This is a genomic window from Acidimicrobiia bacterium, assembly GCA_030584185.1.
Taxonomy (GTDB): Bacteria; Actinomycetota; Acidimicrobiia; order Spongiisociales; family UBA11373.
Genome location: CP129495.1, coordinates 922690 through 939842, shown reverse-complemented (window position 1 = coordinate 939842; position 17153 = coordinate 922690). Strand labels below are relative to the sequence as shown.

Here is a 17153-nt window from a genome sequence, read left to right as displayed (position 1 = left end):
AGCCTCGCCGCCGGATGCCCACGAAGGACCCGACTCTCGACATCAGGCGCGCCCTGGCCCCGGGGACACCGCTGCGCAACGCCATCGAGCTGATTCTCCGCCAGAGGACCGGCGCCCTGATCGTCCTCGGCTACGGCCGGGACGTCGAGTCCATCTGCACCGGGGGCTTCCACCTCAACGGTGCCGACTTCGGTCCGGCCCGCCTCGCCGAGCTGGCGAAGATGGATGGCGCCGTGATCACCGACGAAGGGGCGGAGGTGATCTATCGGGCCAACGTGCACCTGATCCCGGATCCGTCGATCGTCACCAACGAGACCGGGACCCGGCATCGCACCGCCGAGCGGACCGCCATCCAGACCGGACGGCCGGTCGTGGTGATCAGCGAGGATCGCCAGACGGTCACCGTGTACGCCGGCCGGTCCCAGTTCGAGCTTCTCAGCCCTACCGTGCTGCTCGCCCAGGCCAACCAGAATCTCCTCACCCTGGAACGATTCCGGCGCCGCCTTTCCGACGATGAGGACCGGCTCACCCAGCTCGAGGTGGATGACATCGTGGTCAACAGGGATGTCGTGCAGTTCCTGCAGCGCGCCGCCCTGGTGTATCGAATCGGCACCGACCTGGAGCACTACGCGGTTGAGCTGGGCGGCGAGGGTGAGCTCATCCGGCTGCAGCTGTTCGACCTGCTCTCCGGGGTCACCGAGATGGCCGCCATGGTCTACGGCGACTACAGCCGCAAGTACCCGCCCAAGCAGCCCCAGCCGCTGGCGGTCCTCGAAACCCTGTCCACGGAACACCTGGGTGATGAGACCCGGGTCGCCGGCCTGCTCGACCTGGGGCCGATGGAGAGCCCGGCCCGCCCGAGGGGTTATCGGATCCTGGAGCGGATCCCGAGGCTCCCGGAGGCCGTCAAGGGTTCGTTGATCAGCCACTTCGGCACCCTGCAGAAGCTGCTCTTTGCATCGGTCGCCGAGCTCGATCAGGTGGAGGGGGTGGGCAGGGCGCGCGCCCGCCAGCTTCGCCACTACTTCGACCGCCTGCTCGACACCACCCGCACCTGGGAGTTCGAGGAGGACTGAGGGCGGCGGTGATTGGGTCTCCTTGGCATCCGCTGCGGGGATGGTGGCGGGAGGCGGCACCGCAAGCCGTTACGATGGCAGCCCCGTCCCCCCCCTGAGGCATGAGCGCCAAGAAGAACACCCCCGATGCCACGCCCGCCCCTGCGGTGAGCAAGGCTGCTGCGGCCAAGAAGGCCCCGGCCAAGGCTGCTGCGGCCAAGAAGGCTCCGGCCAAGGCTGCTGCGGCCAAGAAGGCTCCGGCCAAGGCTGCTGCGGCCAAGAAGGCTCCGGCCAAGGCTGCTGCGGCCAAGAAGGCTCCGGCCAAGGCCGCTGCGGCCAAGAAGGCTCCGGCCAAGGCCGCTGCGGCGAAGAAGCCTGCCACCAAGGCTGCTGCGGCGAAGAAGCCTGCCACCAAGGCTGCTGCGGCGAAGAAGCCTGCGGCGAAGCCGGAAACCGCCCCGGCCCCGAGGCGTTCCAAGAAGGTGGTGCTGCCGTTCGCCAAGGGCGACAAGGTGGTGTACCCCCATCACGGGGCCGCCACGATCATCGACATCGAGAAGCGTCCGTTCGAGGGCAAGTCGGCCGAGTTCTACGTGCTTCAGGTGGCCATCGACCAGCTCATCCTGAGGGTCCCGGCTTCACGCGCCCTGGACCTCGGCGTTCGCCCCGTGATCTCGAAGGCGGCCGCAAATCGGGTCCTGGCCGTGTTCCGCACCGAGCCCGAGGAGGCCGGAGCCAACTGGAGCCGCTGGTACAAGCTGCTCACCGAGAAGATCAACAGTGGCGACATCTATCAGGTCGCCGAGGTGGTTCGCGACCTGACCTTCGCCCAGCAGACCAAGGGGATCTCGCCGGCACTGAAGCGGATGCTGTCCAAGGCCCGGCTGATTCTCGCTTCCGAGCTTCGGTTCGCCCTGAAACTGACCGAAGAAGATGCAATGAAGCGTCTCGATCGGGCACTTCCAAAGGTAGAAGCCGAAGAAGCGGAGTGATGAGATGATCATCGAGGCCGTGCGCCTGGTGGTGACGCTCGCTGCCACGGCAGCCGGCTACCTGGTCGGCCAGGGAGCGCCCGACTGGGTGGAGGTGGCGCGCGATCCCGACACCTCTGCCGTGTTCGGGGCCGTCATCGGCGCCGGGATCGGGTACGTGGCCGGTGGCCTGATCGGACGCCTGGTGCGACGCGGGATCGATCGCGCACCGGTGGCGCTGGAGCATGCCAGCGGGGCCCAACTCTTCGCTGGAGGGTTCGGCCTGATCGCCGGCCTGCTTCTCGGAGCGGTGAGCGCCGTGCCTGCCATCGTGCTGCTCCCCGACATCCTCGGCTGGTTCATCGCCGCCTTCCTGGTGATCGTCCTCGCCGCTCTCGGAGCCCGAGTGTTCGCCGCCCGCTCCGAGGATCTGCTTGCCGCCGCCGGATTGGGCAGCCGCCGCACCGCCCCGTCCGAACCGGTGGGCCGGATGGACTGCTTCGTGGTCGACACCTCGGCGGCCATCGACGGTCGGCTGTTGGAACTCGCCCGCGCCGGCCTGGTGAGGGGCGAGCTGCGCATCGGCGGATTCGTGCTCGAGGAGCTGCAGGGGATCGCCGACTCGGGAGACATCAACCGTCGCAAGCGTGGGCGCCGGGGCCTCGATGTGCTCGATGCCCTCACCACGGTGCCCGGGATCGAGCTGCGGGTGGATCCACGCCAGTACCCGGAGTTTCCCGATGTGGATGCCAAGGTGATCGCCCTCGCCGCCGACCTGGATGCCACCCTGGCGACCACCGATCACAACCTGGCCCGCCACGCCGCCCTGCGGGGTGTGGCGGTGCTCGATGTGCAGTCGCTCGGCGACTCGCTGCGTGGCGGCCCCATGGCGGGCGATCAGGTATCGCTCCTCATCGAACGGCCCGGTTCGGAGCCCGGCCAAGGAGTCGGGTACATGGACGACGGCACGATGGTGGTGGTGGAGGGGGCGGCCTCCTTGGTGGGCGACACCGTCGTCGTCGAGATCGCCGGGGCGCTGCGAACCAGCATCGGCCGCCTCTTCTTCGGCAGACTGGCGGCGTGATCGTCCACGGAATCCTGCTGGCCGCCGGGCGCGGGGAGCGTTTCGGCGGGCCCAAGGTCCAGGCCACTCTCGGCGGCCGCCCGCTCTGGGTGTGGGCGCTCGATGCCCTGCAAGCCGGCGGCGTCGACGAGGTGATCGTCGTGGGACCCATTCCTGGTGGGATCCCCGGCGGTGATCGGCGGCGCGATTCGGTGGCGGCCGGCCTGAGCGCGCTTCCCCCAGACGCCACCCATGTGGTGATTCACGACGCAGCGCGTCCGCTGGCCGGGTCCGAACTCGTCACCTCCGTCATCGCCCGGCTCGGGGTCGGCGACGTCGACGGCGTCGTGCCCGCCCTCGATGTGACCGACACGGTCAAACGCGTCGGGGATGGCGTCGTGGAGGGCACCGTCGAGCGCGACGGCCTGGCGACGGTGCAGACCCCTCAGGGGTTCGTGATCGAGTCGCTGCGAGCGGCACATGCGGCCCATCCGGGGGATGCCCCCGACGACGCCTACCTGGTGGAACTGTGGGGAGGGCGGGTCGCCGTGGTCGCCGGGGATCCCGCCAACCTGAAGGTCACCCGGCCCGGCGATCTCGAGCTGCTGACGAGGATGCTGCCGTGAGGGTTGGCTGGGGCTTCGACGCCCACCGCTTCTCTCCTTCGGGGAAGGTGCTTCTCGCCGGGGTGGTCGTCGACGCAACCCGCGGTGTGGAGGCCACCTCCGACGGCGACGTGGCAGCGCACGCCGTCATCGACGCCTTGCTCGGTGCCGCCGCCCTGGGGGATCTCGGTACCCACTACCCGTCGAACGATCCTGCCTGGGAAGGCGCCGACAGCATGGCCCTGCTCGCCGACACCGTCGGTCGCCTCGAAGCGGCCGGGTTCGCCCCCTCCTCGGTGGACGTGACGGTGGTCGCCGAGACGGTACGGGTGGCGCCACATCGCCAGGAGATCCGGGATTCGCTGGCAGCCGCACTCGGTCTGGCACGGGACGTCGTCTCGGTGAAGGCGACCACAACCGACGGCATGGGGTTCCTGGGTGCCGACGAAGGGATCGCCGCCTCAGCGGTAGCGGTGGTCGTCGAGGGCTGAGCGGGCCACATCCGGTGCGTTGGTGCAGATCATCCCTACGCCGCACGCCGCCAGGCGGCGAATCTCATCGGGGTCGTCGACCGTCCATACCCCGACCTCGACCCCGGCCGCCGTCGCCGACTCGACCACTGCGGAGGCGGTGACGCCACCCATCGCCGCCACGGAGGGCAGGACGAACTCGTGCCCCGGCCACCGTGTCAGGGCATCGAGCGGGTCGACTCCACGCGGGAGCAGCCAGCCGGTACACCCGCCGGCGGCGGCTGCTCGCTCGACCGTGACCGGGTTGAACGAAGTGATCAGGACTCCGCCGTCGGCGAGAGGCAGCACGCCGGCCAGTACGAGGTCGTCGGGATCGTGGTCCGGTTCGAAGGGCGAGTTCTTGATCTCGAGATCCACCCACATCCCTTCGCAGGCGGCGAGGGCATCGATCAGGTCCGGGACGTGGGGAGCCATGATCGCCACCTCGGACCGGGTCATGGCCACGATCGGCCGATCACATCCCGGGATGGTGTGGTCGTGATGCACAACCAGTCCGCCGTCGGCGGTGCGGCGGACATCCATCTCCACGGCGTCGGCACCGAGACGGGCGGCTTCGAGGAACGCCTCGACGGTGTTCTCCCTTCGGACCAGTGAGGCGCCGCGGTGAGCGACGATCCAGGGTCTTCCCGAGGGGTGGGGCACGGGGCGAGGCTAACCGGCGATACCATCGCCGGTCGATGCGCATCTACAACACGATGGGCCGGCATGTCGAGGAGTTCACCCCCCGGGTCGCCGGAGAGGTGTCCATGTACGTGTGCGGGCCGACGGTTCAGGCGGCTCCCCACGTCGGCCACGGGCGCCAGGCGGTCGCCTTCGACGTCATACGGCGCTACTTGACCTGGTCCGGGCATCGGGTTCGGCACGTGAGCAACATCACCGATGTCGAGGACAAGATCATCGCCGCCGCCGCCGCCGAGGGTGTCACCACTTCCGCGGTGGCGCAACGGGCCACGGCCGCCTTCCTCGAGGCCTATCGCCGCTTGCGGGTGCTGCCGCCCGACGTCATGCCCCGGGCAACCGATTTCGTCCCGCAGATGATCGCCCTCATCGAGAGGCTCATCGAGGGGGGCCATGCCTACCCGGCGAACGGGGACGTCTACTTCGCGGTGCGCTCCTTCCCCGAGTATGGGCGCCTTTCCGGGCGCGATGTCGAAGAGATGCGCAGCGGCACTCGCATCGAACCCGGCGAGCTGAAGCACGATCCGCTCGACTTCGCCCTCTGGAAGGCTTCCAAGCCTGGCGAACCGGAGTGGAGTTCGCCGTGGGGTCCTGGCCGGCCCGGCTGGCACATCGAGTGCTCGGCGATGGCCGCCGAGGAGCTCGGGTTCGGGTTCGATGTCCACGGCGGCGGGCTCGACCTGGTGTTCCCTCATCACGAGAACGAGATCGCCCAGTCGGAGGCCGCCGAGGGATCGGCCCCGTTCGCCCGGTACTGGCTGCACAACGGGATGGTGACCCTGCGCGGCGAGAAGATGTCCAAGTCGGAGGGGAACGTGGTCTCGCTCGACGAGCTGCTGGAACGGCACCGCCCCGAGGTGCTGCGGCTCTTCTACCTTCGCGCCCAGTACCGCCAGCCCATCGAGTACGCCCCCGATCTGCTCGACGACGCCGATGCCGCCCTCGATCGCCTCTGGTCGTTCCGTCGTCGGGCCGGCGATCCCGGCGAGACGCCACCCGACGAGGGCACGATCGCAGCCTTTCGCCAGGCGATGGACGACGACTTCAACACCGCCGCCGCCATCGGGGCCTTGTTCGATGCGGTTCGCGAGGGGAACCGGCTGCTCGATGCCGGTGAGGACGCGGCGTCGATCGTCGCCGCCTACGACGTCATCACCGGGGTGCTCGCCATCGACGAGCCTGCGGTCGACGTCTCGGACCTGGAACTGTCGCTGGCGGAACTCGCCACCGAGTTCGGTGTCCCCGGCTCGGATGCAGAGTCGTCGATCTCGGCACTCATCGCCCGGCGCGCCGAGGCGCGCCACCTCCGCCAGTTCGCCGTCGCCGACGGCATCAGGGACGGCCTGGCCGGGCTGGGGATAGTTCTCGAGGATGGCGCCGATGGCACCACCTGGCATCGGCGATAGCGTCGAGGGCGTTCACGCCGTCGACGCCGCCCTAGGCGCCGGAAGAGTGACCCGTCTCACCGTGGAGCGCGGGCGGGCGAACGCCCTCGGCGAAATGCTCGACCGGGCGCGGGCCGCCGGCGTTCCCGTCGATCTGGTCGACGATGTGCGTCGCTCGGCAGCCACCGATGCGCCCCAGGGCGTGCTGGCGACATGTCGCCCGATCCGGCCCGTCTCCCTGGACGAGGCGGTGGCCGCTTCCACGCCGGCGGCGGTACTGGTGCTCGACCATCTCGAGGACCCGCGCAACGTGGGTGCGATCGCCAGGACGGCGGTGGCGGCCGGTTTCGGGGCGATGGTGTTCTCCCGTCACCGGGGTGCCCCGCTCGGCGCCACGGCCTTCAAGTCGGCGGCAGGGGCCCTGGAGCATCTTCTCCTGGTCGAGGTGTCTTCGGTGGCCGACGCCGTGTCGTCGCTTCGAGACCTGGGGGTGTGGGTCGTGGCCCTGGACGCCGGGTCCGAGCGGTCGCTGTTCGGCCTCGACCTGCTGGCGGAGCCGGTGGCGATCGTCGTCGGCGCCGAAGGCGGCGGGGTGAGCCGGCTGGTGGGGGAGAGAGCCGACGTGATCGCATCGATCCCGCTGCTGGGACCGGTGGAGAGCCTCAACGCCTCGGTGGCGGCGGCGCTGGCGGTGTACGAGGTGGCCAGGGTGCGGGGATTCGGCCCAGGAAGCGGAGTCGGCTGACCGTCGTCCCCGCCGGGACGGGGATCGCGAGCCGGGTGCCGGAATCGAACCGGCGACATCCTCTTTACAAGAGAGGTGCTCTACCAACTGAGCTAACCCGGCGGGATCGTCAGGGTACCGGGTCGGTGTGGTCAGGGCATGACGTCGACGGCATCGGAGAACAGGCCGAGCACCGCCGCGCCGAACAGCTGCACGGCGAGGAAGGCCATCATCGCCACCAGCGAGACCATGACCGCGTACTCGATCATGGTGGCGCCGTCCTCAGCTCGCATCCTCCTCAAGCGGCCTCCTTCCCTGCGATCTTCATCGGCAGCGAGTGCCGGCAATCTTGAACCGGGGCCGGCACCGATGCCATGGGCGGTGCTGTCCGGATGCATCGGCGACATCCGACCGCTGCGGTCGATCCGTCCGGGTCGCGAAATCCCAGGAAGGGTCATGAGCCGCTCGTACCATCACCACGGCATGCTGACCGAGGGCGACCGCGCCATCCTTGAGTTCGAGGGGTCCTGGTGGCTGTACCCCGGGCCGAAGGACCTGGCGATCCGCCAGTACCTGGGGATCAGCGCCACCACCTACTACCAGGCGCTTCGCCGGCTTTGCGAGGACCCTTCCGCCGAACGGACGGCTCCGCTGACGGTTCGCCGCATGCGGCGAGTTCGCAGCGACGCCCAGCGTCGCATCCGGGAGAAGCACGCCGGCGACAGCCGACCCGGATGAGCACCGAGCGCCTGCGCTCGCTGGGGGTGGCCGCATGGAGCCTCCTCGGGACACTGCTGCTGCTCGCCGCATGCCTGTGGCTGCTGGGACGGGTCTGGATCATCGTGCCGCCCGTCGTGATCGCCATCGCCATCGTCTACGTGCTCAACCCGGTGGTCACCCGCCTGCAGCGCCGGGGGATGGCGCGCTGGATGGGATCGTGCCTCTCGTACCTGGTGCTGATGGGCGTGCTCACCCTCGTCGGTTTCCTGATCGCCCCTTCGATCGGGGAGCAGGCCGGCCAGCTCGCCGACGACTTCCCCAGCATCTACGACGACCTCGTCCTCGACGTCGAGGAGTTCGCGGAGGGCCTCGGCCTGGGCATCGATCTGCCCGACTACGACGAGCTGAGGGAGCGCCTCGCCGGTGACGGAGGAACCTTCTTCGGCGACCAGCTGAGGCGGATCACCGACATCACCCTGTCGGTGCTCGAGGCGGCGGTGCTGCTGTTGCTCGCTCCCGTGGTCGCCTTCTACGTGTTGCTCGACCTTCCGACAGTTCGCGCCAAGACGATGGCACTGATCCCCGCCAGGCATCGGGCCGAGATCGTCTTCGTGTCACGACGCCTGGGGACCGCGGTGGGTGGATTCCTGCGCGGGCAGTTGATGGTGGCGTTGATCGTGGGCTTCATGACCTCGTTCGGGTTCTGGTTGGTCGGTCTGCCGTTCTGGCTGCTGATCGGGATGATCGCCGGGTTCCTCAACATCATCCCGTTCGTCGGCCCGTGGGTGGGCGGAACCCTCGGGGTGATGGTCGCCCTGGCCACCCGCGACCTGCAGACGGCCGCCTGGGCGGGCATGGTGGCGCTGATCGTCCAGCAGGTTGACAACCACTTCATCAGCCCGACGGTGCTGCGGGCCACCGTGCGCCTTCATCCGGCCCTGATCATTCTCGGGCTCATCCTGGGCGCCGCTCTGGGCGGATTCTGGGGGGTGTTCCTGGCGGTCCCGGTGATGGCGTCGACCAAGATCGTCGCGGGCCATCTGTGGCGGACCCGGGTGCTGGGAGAGCCGTGGGAGGTGGTGGCCGCCGGTTCCGGTGCAGAGGAGCAAGGCGAGGGCGCCTGAGGCGGCGGGGCGGCAGTCGAAAGCCGCCGTGCACTTACACTCGACCCGAGGTCGCCACGTCACCATCTCACCTTCTCCCCGTCTTGACACTGGTCGCCGCGGTGCTCGTCGCCCCGGCACCGGCTCATGCCGCCGACTATCTCGCTGCCTCCGACGTTGGCCCCGGCGAGTGCACGCCTGGGGAGGTGCTCACCGGGCAGAAGGTCGACTGTCGCTTCCCTCTTCTCGAGAACTCGGACCTCGACCCCTGGGGGCCTCACGTCGTCGACGTGGGTGTCGGGTCGACGGAGGAGGATCTGCCGTCGTGTGTGGTCGAGGGCGACCACCTGGTGTGTCGCAGCATCGACGTCGGATGGCGGGTGGGCAGCCGGAAGGTCTCCTTGATCGTGGGGGGCACCAGGACCGGGACCCTCGCCGAGTTCGTGGTTCGGGACGCTTCGGCGTATCCGGTCACCTTCACGCCCGAGTGGTTCGGCGAGCCATACGTGTTCCCGGAGAATCCACTTCGACTGTGGGTGGACGGACCGCAGCGCCATCTGCCGGCGTGGGCGGTGGTGAGTCGCAGGGGCGACGCCGAGCCGATGGGCATCCTGCCGTTGCCGCCCGTTGGCTCTGAGGATTACTCCCCGGTCGCCCTCGAGGTCGAGGCCCTGCCACCCGGTCGATACCTGGTGACGCCTTGTCTCGGGTTCGATTCCGATACCTGCGAGGTCGTTCCCGGAGGAGTGCCCTTCCAGGTGGGAGACGGCGAACTGATCGAGGTGGTTCCCGGATGGAACCTCGCCGCTGCCGATCGCATCAACGTGGTGTTCGCTCCGACCGGGGACACCACACCGCAGGAAGCGCTGGAGATCGTGAGCCTGCTGCTCGGGTGGGACGGTCCGGTGGGGGTCGGCTACGACGATGAACTGGTGAGCGATCCCGGCGAGAGCGTGTGGACCGTGAGGTTCGGCCCGTTTGCCACATCTCCTCTGGCCAGGTCGCGCCACCTCTTCAACCTATGGATGCTGGACGACGTCCTGGTCGATGCCAGGGCTCTCGATCACACCTCGCCGCCGGTCGGATGGGACCGCCCGGCACCCGACTTCGGCCTCCCCGACGTCCAGGTGACCGTCGTCGATGTCCTCGGCCCTGGAAGGTTCGGTCGGTCCGAGGCACTGTGGCCGTCGTTCAGCGCCCCCTTCGGACCGGTGGACCTTCGTCGTGACGGGCTCCGGTTCGGTTCCGTGTACCTGGCGGTGCCCGCCGAGGGCGAGGTGTTCGCTTCCGAGACGCTGACGCACGAGTGGGGTCACGCCATCTTCGACCTGCGCGACGAGTACTCGGAGGAGGGGCGCCAGGTCGCCTACGGATACCCAAACTGCGCCCCGGATCTAGCCACCGCGCAAGAGTGGTGGTCGGACCTCGTCGGCGAGGTCGACCCGTTCATCGAGGAGTATCGGCTGGCGTTCAAGCGCTTCCGGGCGACGCCACCACCCGTGCTCGATGGTCAGTTGGCTATCGACTTCGTGCCCGGAGGCTGCTACTCGACACGTACCGACGAGTCGGTGCGGCCCTCTGTCGACTCGCTGATGAACTCGGCGCTGCCGGTGTTCGGGTCGGTGAACCGGCGTCACGTCGAGACCGTGCTGGCGATGTGGAACGGTCGCGCCGACTTCTTCCCAGAGGCTGCGACCGTCGAGTGCTCGACCGTGGCCTGGCGAGAGGTCTCGGTCGGATGCACCATCACCCTCCTGCCCATGGTCGATCCACCCACGGGTGCGATCGAGATCACGGTCGGCAGATCTCGAGCATCGTGCTCTCTCGTCGACGAAGCCGTTCCGGCCCGGTTCCACTGCGGCCCGGTGCAGGTGGATGCGGCGGGGCCCGGGCTGGCCATGTTGCGGGTCGACGGGATGGCGGTGGCCTCTGGGCGTCTCGTCGCCGTCTCTCCATGGCGGTAGGGTGCGGCCGTCCGACCCGGAGGGTGTGGTGACCGAAGAGCTGGCCTCCCGCGACGCCTATCTGACCAGCACCGAAGCGATGGTGATCGCAGCCGGCGACGATGGCGTCGTGCTGGATCGCACGGTGTTCTACGCCCGGGGCGGCGGCCAGCCGGGCGACACCGGGCTCATCGAGTGGGACGCAGGCTCGGTGCGGGTGGTCGACACGGTGAAGGGGCCGTCGGGAGTGCGACATCTCGTCGAGGGCGATCCTCCTCCGATGGGGGCATCGGTGACGGCGACCATCGACTGGGAGCGGCGACACCTGTTGATGCGCACGCACACCGCCCTGCACGTGCTCTCGGCGGTGATCTGGCGCGACTTCGGAGCCAAGGTGACCGGAGGCAACATGGAGCCCGGAGTCGCCCGCATGGACTTCGAGCTGGACGGGATCTCAGTGGAGTTCGGCCGTGAGGTGGAGGGGCGTCTCGCCGCGGCCCTTGCCCAGGGGCATCCGGTCACGGTGCGCTTCCTTCCGCGGTCCGAGGCCCTCGCCGACCCCGACCTCATCCGGACCAAGGTGAACCTGATCCCGGAGTGGGTGGACCCGATCCGCATCATCGAGATCGGGAGCATCGACAAGCAGGCGGATGGTGGCACGCACGTCGCCAGCACCACCGAGGTGGGAGCGGTGCGGGTGGTCGGGACCGAGAGCAAGGGCAAGGGCAACAAGCGGATGCGCATCGAGCTCGCCTGAGCTCGCTCAGGGGGTGATTCGCCCCTCTTCTATCGCTGCCAGGGCATCAGGCACCCCCTCGAACTCCTCCTGGGTGGTGAGCACGACGGTGAAACGGGAGTGCGCCAGCTGGTGGGCGACATCGGGGCGGCCGGTGACCACCCCGGGGCGCTCGCCGGGCGCCACGGCATCCACGATGCGGCGCAGCGTGCGCGCCGACAACCTGGGTCCGTGGGCCGCCGTTGTGAGCACCGTGTCGAAGTGGTTGGCGAGACCCTCGCGTTCCAGATGCCGACGGAGCAGCCCGGCCGAGAGGCCGGCGTCGGCCACTCCGATCACCTGGTAGCGGTCGAAGAGGTGTCCGAGGGCGTGGGCAGCGCCGGGAGCGACCGTCGGCTCCTCGGAAAGGTCCCGGCCCTCCCACGAGAGGAGGGCCGGGACCAGGTCGATCAGGACGAGGTGCACTTACTCGGTCGGGGGTGGCGGGGGCGGGAAGTCGCCTTCACCGGCGGCAGCCGGGGCGGCGCCTCCACCCTTCTTCTGCGTCATGAACCAGTAGCCGGCACCGAGCACGACGACGGCGATCACGGCGATCAGCCACACCGGAATGCCGCCACCGCCACCACCTGCCGGGCTGCCCTTGGGGTCCGACGAGGCGCTGACGTCGAGCGTGCCGCCGAGGATCGGGATCGCCCACTTGAGCGTGTTGCCGTCCTGGGAGTCGGCGTTGTGCTCCAGGATCCGCCCCGGCATGGTGATCAGCAGGTTCGCCGAGAAGGAGTCTTCCAGCGTCGCCGGATCGAATCCCTCCACGTCGTCACCGAGGCTCTCCTCGGCAGAGGCCGACCCGGTCACCGTGATCAGATCGTCGGTGACGGTGATCTGGAAGTCGGAGAGCAGCGAGTTCTCGCCTTCGAGAGCGGCGTCCTGGAGTTCGGCGAGGTCGTCGACGTCACACTCGATGATGTAGAACGTCATGTCGCCCCGCGTCTCCTCGCTGGTGCGGGCGCCTGGGCAATCCGAGAGGTCGTTCCCCTCGAACGGATCGGTGTCGCCCTCGAGGAAGAAGCCGGCGGCCTCCTCGTCGAACCCGACCTCGGCGACGATCGTGCCCGTCCCATCGGCATTGATGGCGACACCGAAATTCGTCTCGATCTTGCAGGCGGCCGCGACCAATGCCAGCAGCGACGCCACGACCATCAATCGACGCATCAGAAACCCCTTCTTGTCGTGTGCGGCTGACTCTACCTGGCAGGGTGGCGACGCCATGTCGCCTACGCTCCCGGCGTGGATGGAGTCGCCGCCGAACTGCATCGGGCATTCCTCGATGCCTTTCGCCCCTACCTGGAGGGTCTGCTTGCCACTCGAGAGTGGCCTCCGATCCCGGGAGCGGTGGAGTCTGCGGTGGAGCGCCTCGATGCCGCCCTCTCCGAGCTCCTGGTGCTGCCCTTCGCCGCGCAGCGGCGCGGCCCTCTGGAGGTGCTCCAGGAGGCGATGGAGGGGCCGAATCGTGCGTTGGCCGCGGCGGGAGTGGTGGAGCCGGATCGTGATCAGGCCGCCGTCGCCGCCCTCCCCGGTGACTCCTACGACCTTGCCCCGGCGTCGTCGCAGGCTCTCGGTGATGAGGCCTGGAGTGCCCACGCCGCCTGGGGTGCCGCCAAGGCGGCCGGAGTCAGGCCGGTGCTGTTGGCCCTGGCTTCGAATCTGCTCGATCTGGAACGAATCGAGGGGATCGCCGGAAGCGTCGGCTATCGGGTGGTGCGGCTCCCGACGGCGGGTGCCGAAACCTCCCGCCAGGCGGTCGTCGATCTGGAGCACCCAGACGCCGGCACGGTGATCGCCGATCTCGCCGCCACAGGTGTGAAGGTCCTTGCCTTCGGTCCCCATGTCGACGACCTGGCCATGATCCGGGCGCGTAGCCTGGGGGCGGACGCGGTGGAACCGAGATCGCGGTTCTTCAGCCGGCTGGGGCCCTGGCTGCGCCCGCTCGTCTGATCTGGGCCGCTCCGGCCAGGGCCGAGGCGAGGATGCCTCCCATCACCAGGACGACCCCGGACCACTGCACCCAGGAGAGGTCCTCGGTGAAGATGATTCCCGCCCATATCACGGTCAGCGCAGGCTGCAGCAGCAGCATCACCGAGGTCTCCAGGGCGGGGAGCCTGGGGAGGGTGGCGGTGATCATGATCCACCCGCCCACCTGGATGACGACCCCCAGGGCGAGCAGCCAGCCGTGCGCCGGCCAGGAAAAGGCCAGGTCGAAGCCCGAGTCGAGCGGTGACACCACCAGAAGGATCAGGCTGGCACTGAAGCTGGCGTCGAGCAGTGGGCCGGACGGATGCGCCATCCCCCGATTGGACGAGCGCAGCATCATGAGGAACCCTGCGTAACAGAGCCCGGCGACCAGGGCGAGCACCGCCCCCAACCCCGGGTTGACGCCGTAGGCGTCGTCGCGCCCGAGCCCGCCGATCAGGGTGATGCCGATCAACATCAGGGGAACCACGGCGAAAGACGCCCTGGTCGGCTTCTCGCCGAGGAGGATCCAGGCGAGGATGCCCACCCACAGCACCTGGGAGTTGGCCACGACGGTGGAGAGGCCGGCGCCGATGTAGCGGATCGACAGGTGCCAGCTGATCAGGTCGGCGGCGAAGAACGCGCCGGCGCCGAACGCCATCAGCCGTTGCCGGCGGCTGCGGCCGTCCGACACGAACCGGTGGATCAAGAACAGGACCGGGACGGCGTATCCGACCCGGAAGAAGGCGGCCGTGGTCGGTGCGACGTCGGCGAGCCTGACGAAGATCGCCGAGAAGGAGATGGTGATGGTGCCGGCCAGGCCGATGAGACGGATCACGACTTCGCAACGCTAGAACGGGTGGCGGCGGTCCCCGCCGACGGGTGGCATCCTGGGTTGGGATAGCCTCTCCTCCTAGCCGGATGGAGGTTTCGTGGATTTCGAGCCGACCGAGGAGCAGGAGACGCTGCGGCGGGTGGTGCGCGAGTTCGCAGCCGCCGAGATCACCCCGCATGCTGCCGAGTGGGACCGCACCGGTGAGTTCCCGCTGGCGACGGTACGAGCCATGGGCGAGCTCGGGCTGTTCGGCATCCCCTTCGCCGAGGAACACGGGGGAGCCGGGTCCGACCTGGCGACCTTCTGTGTGGCGGTCGAGGAGATAGCCAGGGCGGACTCGTCGCTGGCGATCACCCTGGAGGCGGCGGTGAGCCTGGGGGCCACCCCAATCCATCACTACGGCACCGACGAGCAGAAGCGGCGGTGGCTACCGGATCTGACTGCCGGGCGTGCCTTGGCCGCATTCGGGCTCACCGAACCCGACGCCGGCTCCGACGCGGGAGCCACCCGGACCCGGGCCCGGCTCGATGGCGATGAGTGGGTGATCGACGGGGCGAAGTCGTTCATCACCAACTCGGGGACCCCCATCACCTCGCTGGTGACGATCACCGCCCGCACCGGCGACGAGGGCATCTCGACGATCCTGGTGCCTGCGGGCACGTCGGGGCTGATCGTGGAGCCGGGCTATCGCAAGATGGGCTGGCGCGCCTCGGACACCCACGGGATCAGGCTCGAGGAGTGTCGGGTGCCCGCCGAGAACCTGCTCGGTGACAGGGGGCGGGGGCTGTCGCAGTTTCTCGCCATCCTCGACGAGGGACGGGTCGCGGTGGCCGCCATGTCGGTCGGAGTCGCCCAGGCATGCCTGGACCACGCCCTGGCCTACGCCGGGGAGCGCACCGCCTTCGGCCGGCCGATCGGCGCCAACCAGGGCGTGGCCTTCCCCCTGGCGGACCTGCAGGTCGACGTCGACGCGTCCCGTCTGCTCACCATGCGGGCCGCCTGGCTGCGCGACGCCGGCCGGCCGTTTCACCGCGAGGCCGCTCAGGCCAAGCTGTTCGCCTCGGAGGCGGCGGTACGGGCGACGCGAACCGCCACCCAGGTGTTCGGTGGCGCCGGGTTCATGGACGACTCGCCGGTGGCCCGGCTCTACCGGGACGCCAAGGTGCTGGAGATCGGGGAGGGGACCTCGGAGATCCAGCGGCTGATCATCGCTCGCAGCCTCGGCCTCCCGGTCTGACCGAGCATCCAGGTAGTACCCCGAAGCCGGGTCGGGGGGCCGGTCTTTCCTCCCCCCGAGGGGGAGTACGGCGGAGCCGGGAGGGGGGCAGACGCAACCCGGGTCGTGTATCGGCCTCGATGTGGGCCCTGTGGCGTATTGCCCCTCCGGCCCTGCGGGCCACCTCACTTGGGGGACGGTGGAAATCCGCGCTCCGCTATCTCTCCGCCACCACCCGGTGCACGCTCCCGTTGGAGTCGACCACCAGCAGCTCGCCGCTGCCGTCGATGCCGAAGCTCGACACCTGTCCGGCACCGTCGAGGTCCTCGGACCAGTCCTGCTGGTCGAGTGCTTCGCCGCCTTCGTAACGGAAAGAGCGGATCCAGCCGTTGCACCAGTCGGCGTAGAAGTAGTGGCCACCCAGCTCGGGGATGGACACTCCCCGGTAGACGTAACCACCGGTCACCGAGCAGCCCTCCTCGTGGGTGTAGGCCAGTGTCGGTGCCACCCAGCCGGTCATCTCGCACCCGTCGGTTGGCTTGTAGCAGGAGGTTCCCTCGAAATTGGGCCAGCCGTAGTCGAGCCCTGCCGAGGTGAGTGGCTGCACATTGATCTCCTCCCACTCCGACTGGCCGACGTCACCGATGTAGATGAGGCCGTCATCGATTGAGAACCTCCACGGATTGCGTAGCCCGTATGCCCAGATCTCGGCCAGACCCCCGCCCGCGGCAAACGGGTTGTCCGCGGGGATGGCGTACGGATCGCCCGAGTCGATATCGATTCGCAGGATGCTCCCCTGATGGGTCGTCAGGTCCTGGGCGGCGTGATCTCCCATACCCCCGTCACCGAGAGCGATGTAGAGGTACCCATCGGGTCCGAACTGCAGCATTCCCGCCCGGTGACGGATTCCGCTCTGGGGAACCTCGAGGATCACGCGCTCGGTGGATGCGCTCACCGTGGGTGTGTCGACTCCGTCCGCCTGGAACTCGGAGACCTTCGAGTTGAGCGAAGCGTCCGTGTAGTAGACGAAGAGCCTTCCGTTGGCTGCGAAGTCAGGGTGGAACGCCATGCCGAGCAGTCCGTTCTCGATGCCCCCGGATCCGACGCGGTCGAGCAGGTTGAGGTACGGCGTCTCGAGCAGGCCGAGATCGGGGTCGATCAGACGTACCCGGCCCTGTCGCTCCAGGACGAAGACCCGCTGGTCTCCGGGAATCGAGGCGGCGAACACTGGGAACGGGATCCCTGTGGCCAGGGTCTGCAGAGCCAGGCCCTGAAGAGGCCCGGCGTCAGGCGAGAGCACGGGCTGGGTGGTGCCAGTCCCCTGAGTGGTCGTGGACGGCGCGCCCGGGAGTGTGGTTTCCGGGGTGCCAGTAGTCGAAACGGCAATCAGGCTCGATGTCGTCCCCGGGCCGTCGGTGAAGGGCTCTGCGAACAACAGATAGCCGGTCAGGGCGCTCCCGGCGATGACGGTCACCAGGAGGTAGGGGAGGTTCGGCCCGAGTCGCCCTCCGGCTGCAGGTCGGGAGGTGGCAGAAGCCGGTCGGTGGGGTGGGGGTGCGCCGGTCATCCCGGTGAAGGA

19 protein-coding genes and 1 tRNA gene are annotated in these 17153 nt (G+C 68.9%); 13 read left to right on the top strand and 7 right to left on the bottom strand.

The features are described 5' to 3' along the window. Window positions 1-14: 14 nt before the first annotated feature. From disA to ispF, 5 genes are all read left to right on the top strand, one after another. On the top strand, window positions 15-1076 hold the full coding sequence (gene disA, locus QY307_04765) for a DNA integrity scanning diadenylate cyclase DisA (protein ID WKZ83558.1): 1062 nt from the start codon (window positions 15-17) through the stop codon (window positions 1074-1076). 101 nt (window positions 1077-1177) lie between these two features. After that, window positions 1178-2047, top strand: a complete 870-nt coding sequence (locus QY307_04760) for a CarD family transcriptional regulator (GenBank protein ID WKZ83557.1) — start codon at window positions 1178-1180, stop codon at window positions 2045-2047. 4 nt (window positions 2048-2051) lie between these two features. Then, the gene (locus QY307_04755) at window positions 2052-3110 is read left to right on the top strand and encodes a TRAM domain-containing protein (protein ID WKZ83556.1); all 1059 of its coding nucleotides are present in this window, start codon (window positions 2052-2054) and stop codon (window positions 3108-3110) included. Continuing rightward, a complete protein-coding gene (locus tag QY307_04750; GenBank protein WKZ83555.1) occupies window positions 3107-3715 on the top strand; it encodes an IspD/TarI family cytidylyltransferase in 609 nt (202 codons plus the stop codon). Before QY307_04755 ends, QY307_04750 begins: the two co-directional genes overlap by 4 nt. Then, window positions 3712-4185: a 2-C-methyl-D-erythritol 2,4-cyclodiphosphate synthase gene (gene ispF / locus QY307_04745; protein ID WKZ83554.1), complete on the top strand. Its 474-nt coding sequence runs from the start codon at window positions 3712-3714 to the stop codon at window positions 4183-4185. The genes QY307_04750 and ispF overlap by 4 nt, the downstream gene beginning before the upstream one ends. Here ispF and QY307_04740 read toward each other — a convergent pair. Further along, window positions 4156-4866 carry a glycerophosphodiester phosphodiesterase gene (locus QY307_04740; protein ID WKZ83553.1) on the bottom strand — a complete coding sequence of 237 codons (711 nt, stop codon included), beginning with the start codon at window positions 4864-4866 and terminating at the stop codon, window positions 4156-4158. The genes ispF and QY307_04740 overlap by 30 nt on opposite strands. A 35-nt stretch (window positions 4867-4901) precedes the next feature. Here QY307_04740 and cysS point away from each other — a divergent pair, with 35 nt between their 5' ends. Continuing rightward, complete coding sequence (gene cysS, locus QY307_04735; GenBank protein WKZ83552.1) at window positions 4902-6308, top strand: cysteine--tRNA ligase; 1407 nt, start codon at window positions 4902-4904, stop codon at window positions 6306-6308. Next, window positions 6283-7032, top strand: a complete 750-nt coding sequence (locus tag QY307_04730; GenBank protein WKZ83551.1) for an RNA methyltransferase — start codon at window positions 6283-6285, stop codon at window positions 7030-7032. The genes cysS and QY307_04730 overlap by 26 nt, the downstream gene beginning before the upstream one ends. 29 nt (window positions 7033-7061) lie before the next feature. Here QY307_04730 and QY307_04725 read toward each other — a convergent pair. Beyond that, a tRNA-Thr gene (locus QY307_04725) sits at window positions 7062-7134 on the bottom strand. A gap of 29 nt (window positions 7135-7163) precedes the next feature. Next, window positions 7164-7304 (bottom strand): Flp family type IVb pilin, encoded by a 141-nt coding sequence (locus QY307_04720; GenBank protein WKZ83550.1) that lies wholly within the window; start codon window positions 7302-7304, stop codon window positions 7164-7166. 163 nt (window positions 7305-7467) lie between these two features. Here QY307_04720 and QY307_04715 point away from each other — a divergent pair, with 163 nt between their 5' ends. The 4 genes from QY307_04715 (at window position 7468) to QY307_04700 (ending at window position 11534) form a co-directional block, all read left to right on the top strand. Further along, entirely contained in the window at window positions 7468-7749 is a 282-nt protein-coding gene (locus QY307_04715; GenBank protein WKZ83549.1) for a DUF3263 domain-containing protein, read from the top strand. Further along, a complete protein-coding gene (locus QY307_04710) occupies window positions 7746-8855 on the top strand; it encodes an AI-2E family transporter (GenBank protein WKZ83548.1) in 1110 nt (369 codons plus the stop codon). The genes QY307_04715 and QY307_04710 overlap by 4 nt, the downstream gene beginning before the upstream one ends. A gap of 83 nt (window positions 8856-8938) precedes the next feature. After that, window positions 8939-10798 carry a hypothetical protein gene (locus QY307_04705; protein WKZ83547.1) on the top strand — a complete coding sequence of 620 codons (1860 nt, stop codon included), beginning with the start codon at window positions 8939-8941 and terminating at the stop codon, window positions 10796-10798. A gap of 28 nt (window positions 10799-10826) precedes the next feature. After that, window positions 10827-11534 carry an alanyl-tRNA editing protein gene (locus tag QY307_04700; protein WKZ83546.1) on the top strand — a complete coding sequence of 236 codons (708 nt, stop codon included), beginning with the start codon at window positions 10827-10829 and terminating at the stop codon, window positions 11532-11534. Window positions 11535-11540: 6 nt separating this feature from the next. Here the strand turns inward: QY307_04700 and QY307_04695 are convergent, their stop codons facing one another. Further along, on the bottom strand, window positions 11541-11978 hold the full coding sequence (locus QY307_04695; GenBank protein WKZ83545.1) for a hypothetical protein: 438 nt from the start codon (window positions 11976-11978) through the stop codon (window positions 11541-11543). Next, window positions 11979-12725 carry a hypothetical protein gene (locus QY307_04690; protein WKZ83544.1) on the bottom strand — a complete coding sequence of 249 codons (747 nt, stop codon included), beginning with the start codon at window positions 12723-12725 and terminating at the stop codon, window positions 11979-11981. Between the two features lie 75 nt (window positions 12726-12800). Here QY307_04690 and QY307_04685 point away from each other — a divergent pair, with 75 nt between their 5' ends. Next, the gene (locus QY307_04685; GenBank protein WKZ83543.1) at window positions 12801-13508 is read left to right on the top strand and encodes a hypothetical protein; all 708 of its coding nucleotides are present in this window, start codon (window positions 12801-12803) and stop codon (window positions 13506-13508) included. Here QY307_04685 and QY307_04680 read toward each other — a convergent pair. Continuing rightward, complete coding sequence (locus QY307_04680; GenBank protein ID WKZ83542.1) at window positions 13471-14361, bottom strand: DMT family transporter; 891 nt, start codon at window positions 14359-14361, stop codon at window positions 13471-13473. The two genes, QY307_04685 and QY307_04680, sit on opposite strands and share 38 nt — an antisense overlap. 94 nt (window positions 14362-14455) lie before the next feature. Here QY307_04680 and QY307_04675 point away from each other — a divergent pair, with 94 nt between their 5' ends. Then, entirely contained in the window at window positions 14456-15595 is a 1140-nt protein-coding gene (locus tag QY307_04675; GenBank protein WKZ83541.1) for an acyl-CoA dehydrogenase family protein, read from the top strand. A gap of 196 nt (window positions 15596-15791) precedes the next feature. Here QY307_04675 and QY307_04670 read toward each other — a convergent pair whose 3' ends face one another. Beyond that, window positions 15792-17048 carry a PQQ-dependent sugar dehydrogenase gene (locus QY307_04670; GenBank protein WKZ83540.1) on the bottom strand — a complete coding sequence of 419 codons (1257 nt, stop codon included), beginning with the start codon at window positions 17046-17048 and terminating at the stop codon, window positions 15792-15794. Between the last annotated feature and the right edge of the window lie 105 nt (window positions 17049-17153).

Bases quoted from the DNA above. Each gene is read 5' to 3' on its own strand.
- disA (WKZ83558.1), top strand. From the start codon at position 15: ATGCCCACGAAGGACCCGACTCTCGACATCAGGCGCGCCCTGGCCCCG.
- QY307_04760 (WKZ83557.1), top strand. From the start codon at position 1,178: ATGAGCGCCAAGAAGAACACCCCCGATGCCACGCCCGCCCCTGCGGTG.
- QY307_04755 (WKZ83556.1), top strand. From the start codon at position 2,052: ATGATCATCGAGGCCGTGCGCCTGGTGGTGACGCTCGCTGCCACGGCA.
- cysS (WKZ83552.1), top strand. From the start codon at position 4,902: ATGCGCATCTACAACACGATGGGCCGGCATGTCGAGGAGTTCACCCCC.
- QY307_04730 (WKZ83551.1), top strand. From the start codon at position 6,283: ATGGCACCACCTGGCATCGGCGATAGCGTCGAGGGCGTTCACGCCGTC.
- QY307_04720 (WKZ83550.1), bottom strand. From the start codon at position 7,304: ATGCGAGCTGAGGACGGCGCCACCATGATCGAGTACGCGGTCATGGTC.
- QY307_04715 (WKZ83549.1), top strand. From the start codon at position 7,468: ATGAGCCGCTCGTACCATCACCACGGCATGCTGACCGAGGGCGACCGC.
- QY307_04710 (WKZ83548.1), top strand. From the start codon at position 7,746: ATGAGCACCGAGCGCCTGCGCTCGCTGGGGGTGGCCGCATGGAGCCTC.
- QY307_04690 (WKZ83544.1), bottom strand. From the start codon at position 12,725: ATGCGTCGATTGATGGTCGTGGCGTCGCTGCTGGCATTGGTCGCGGCC.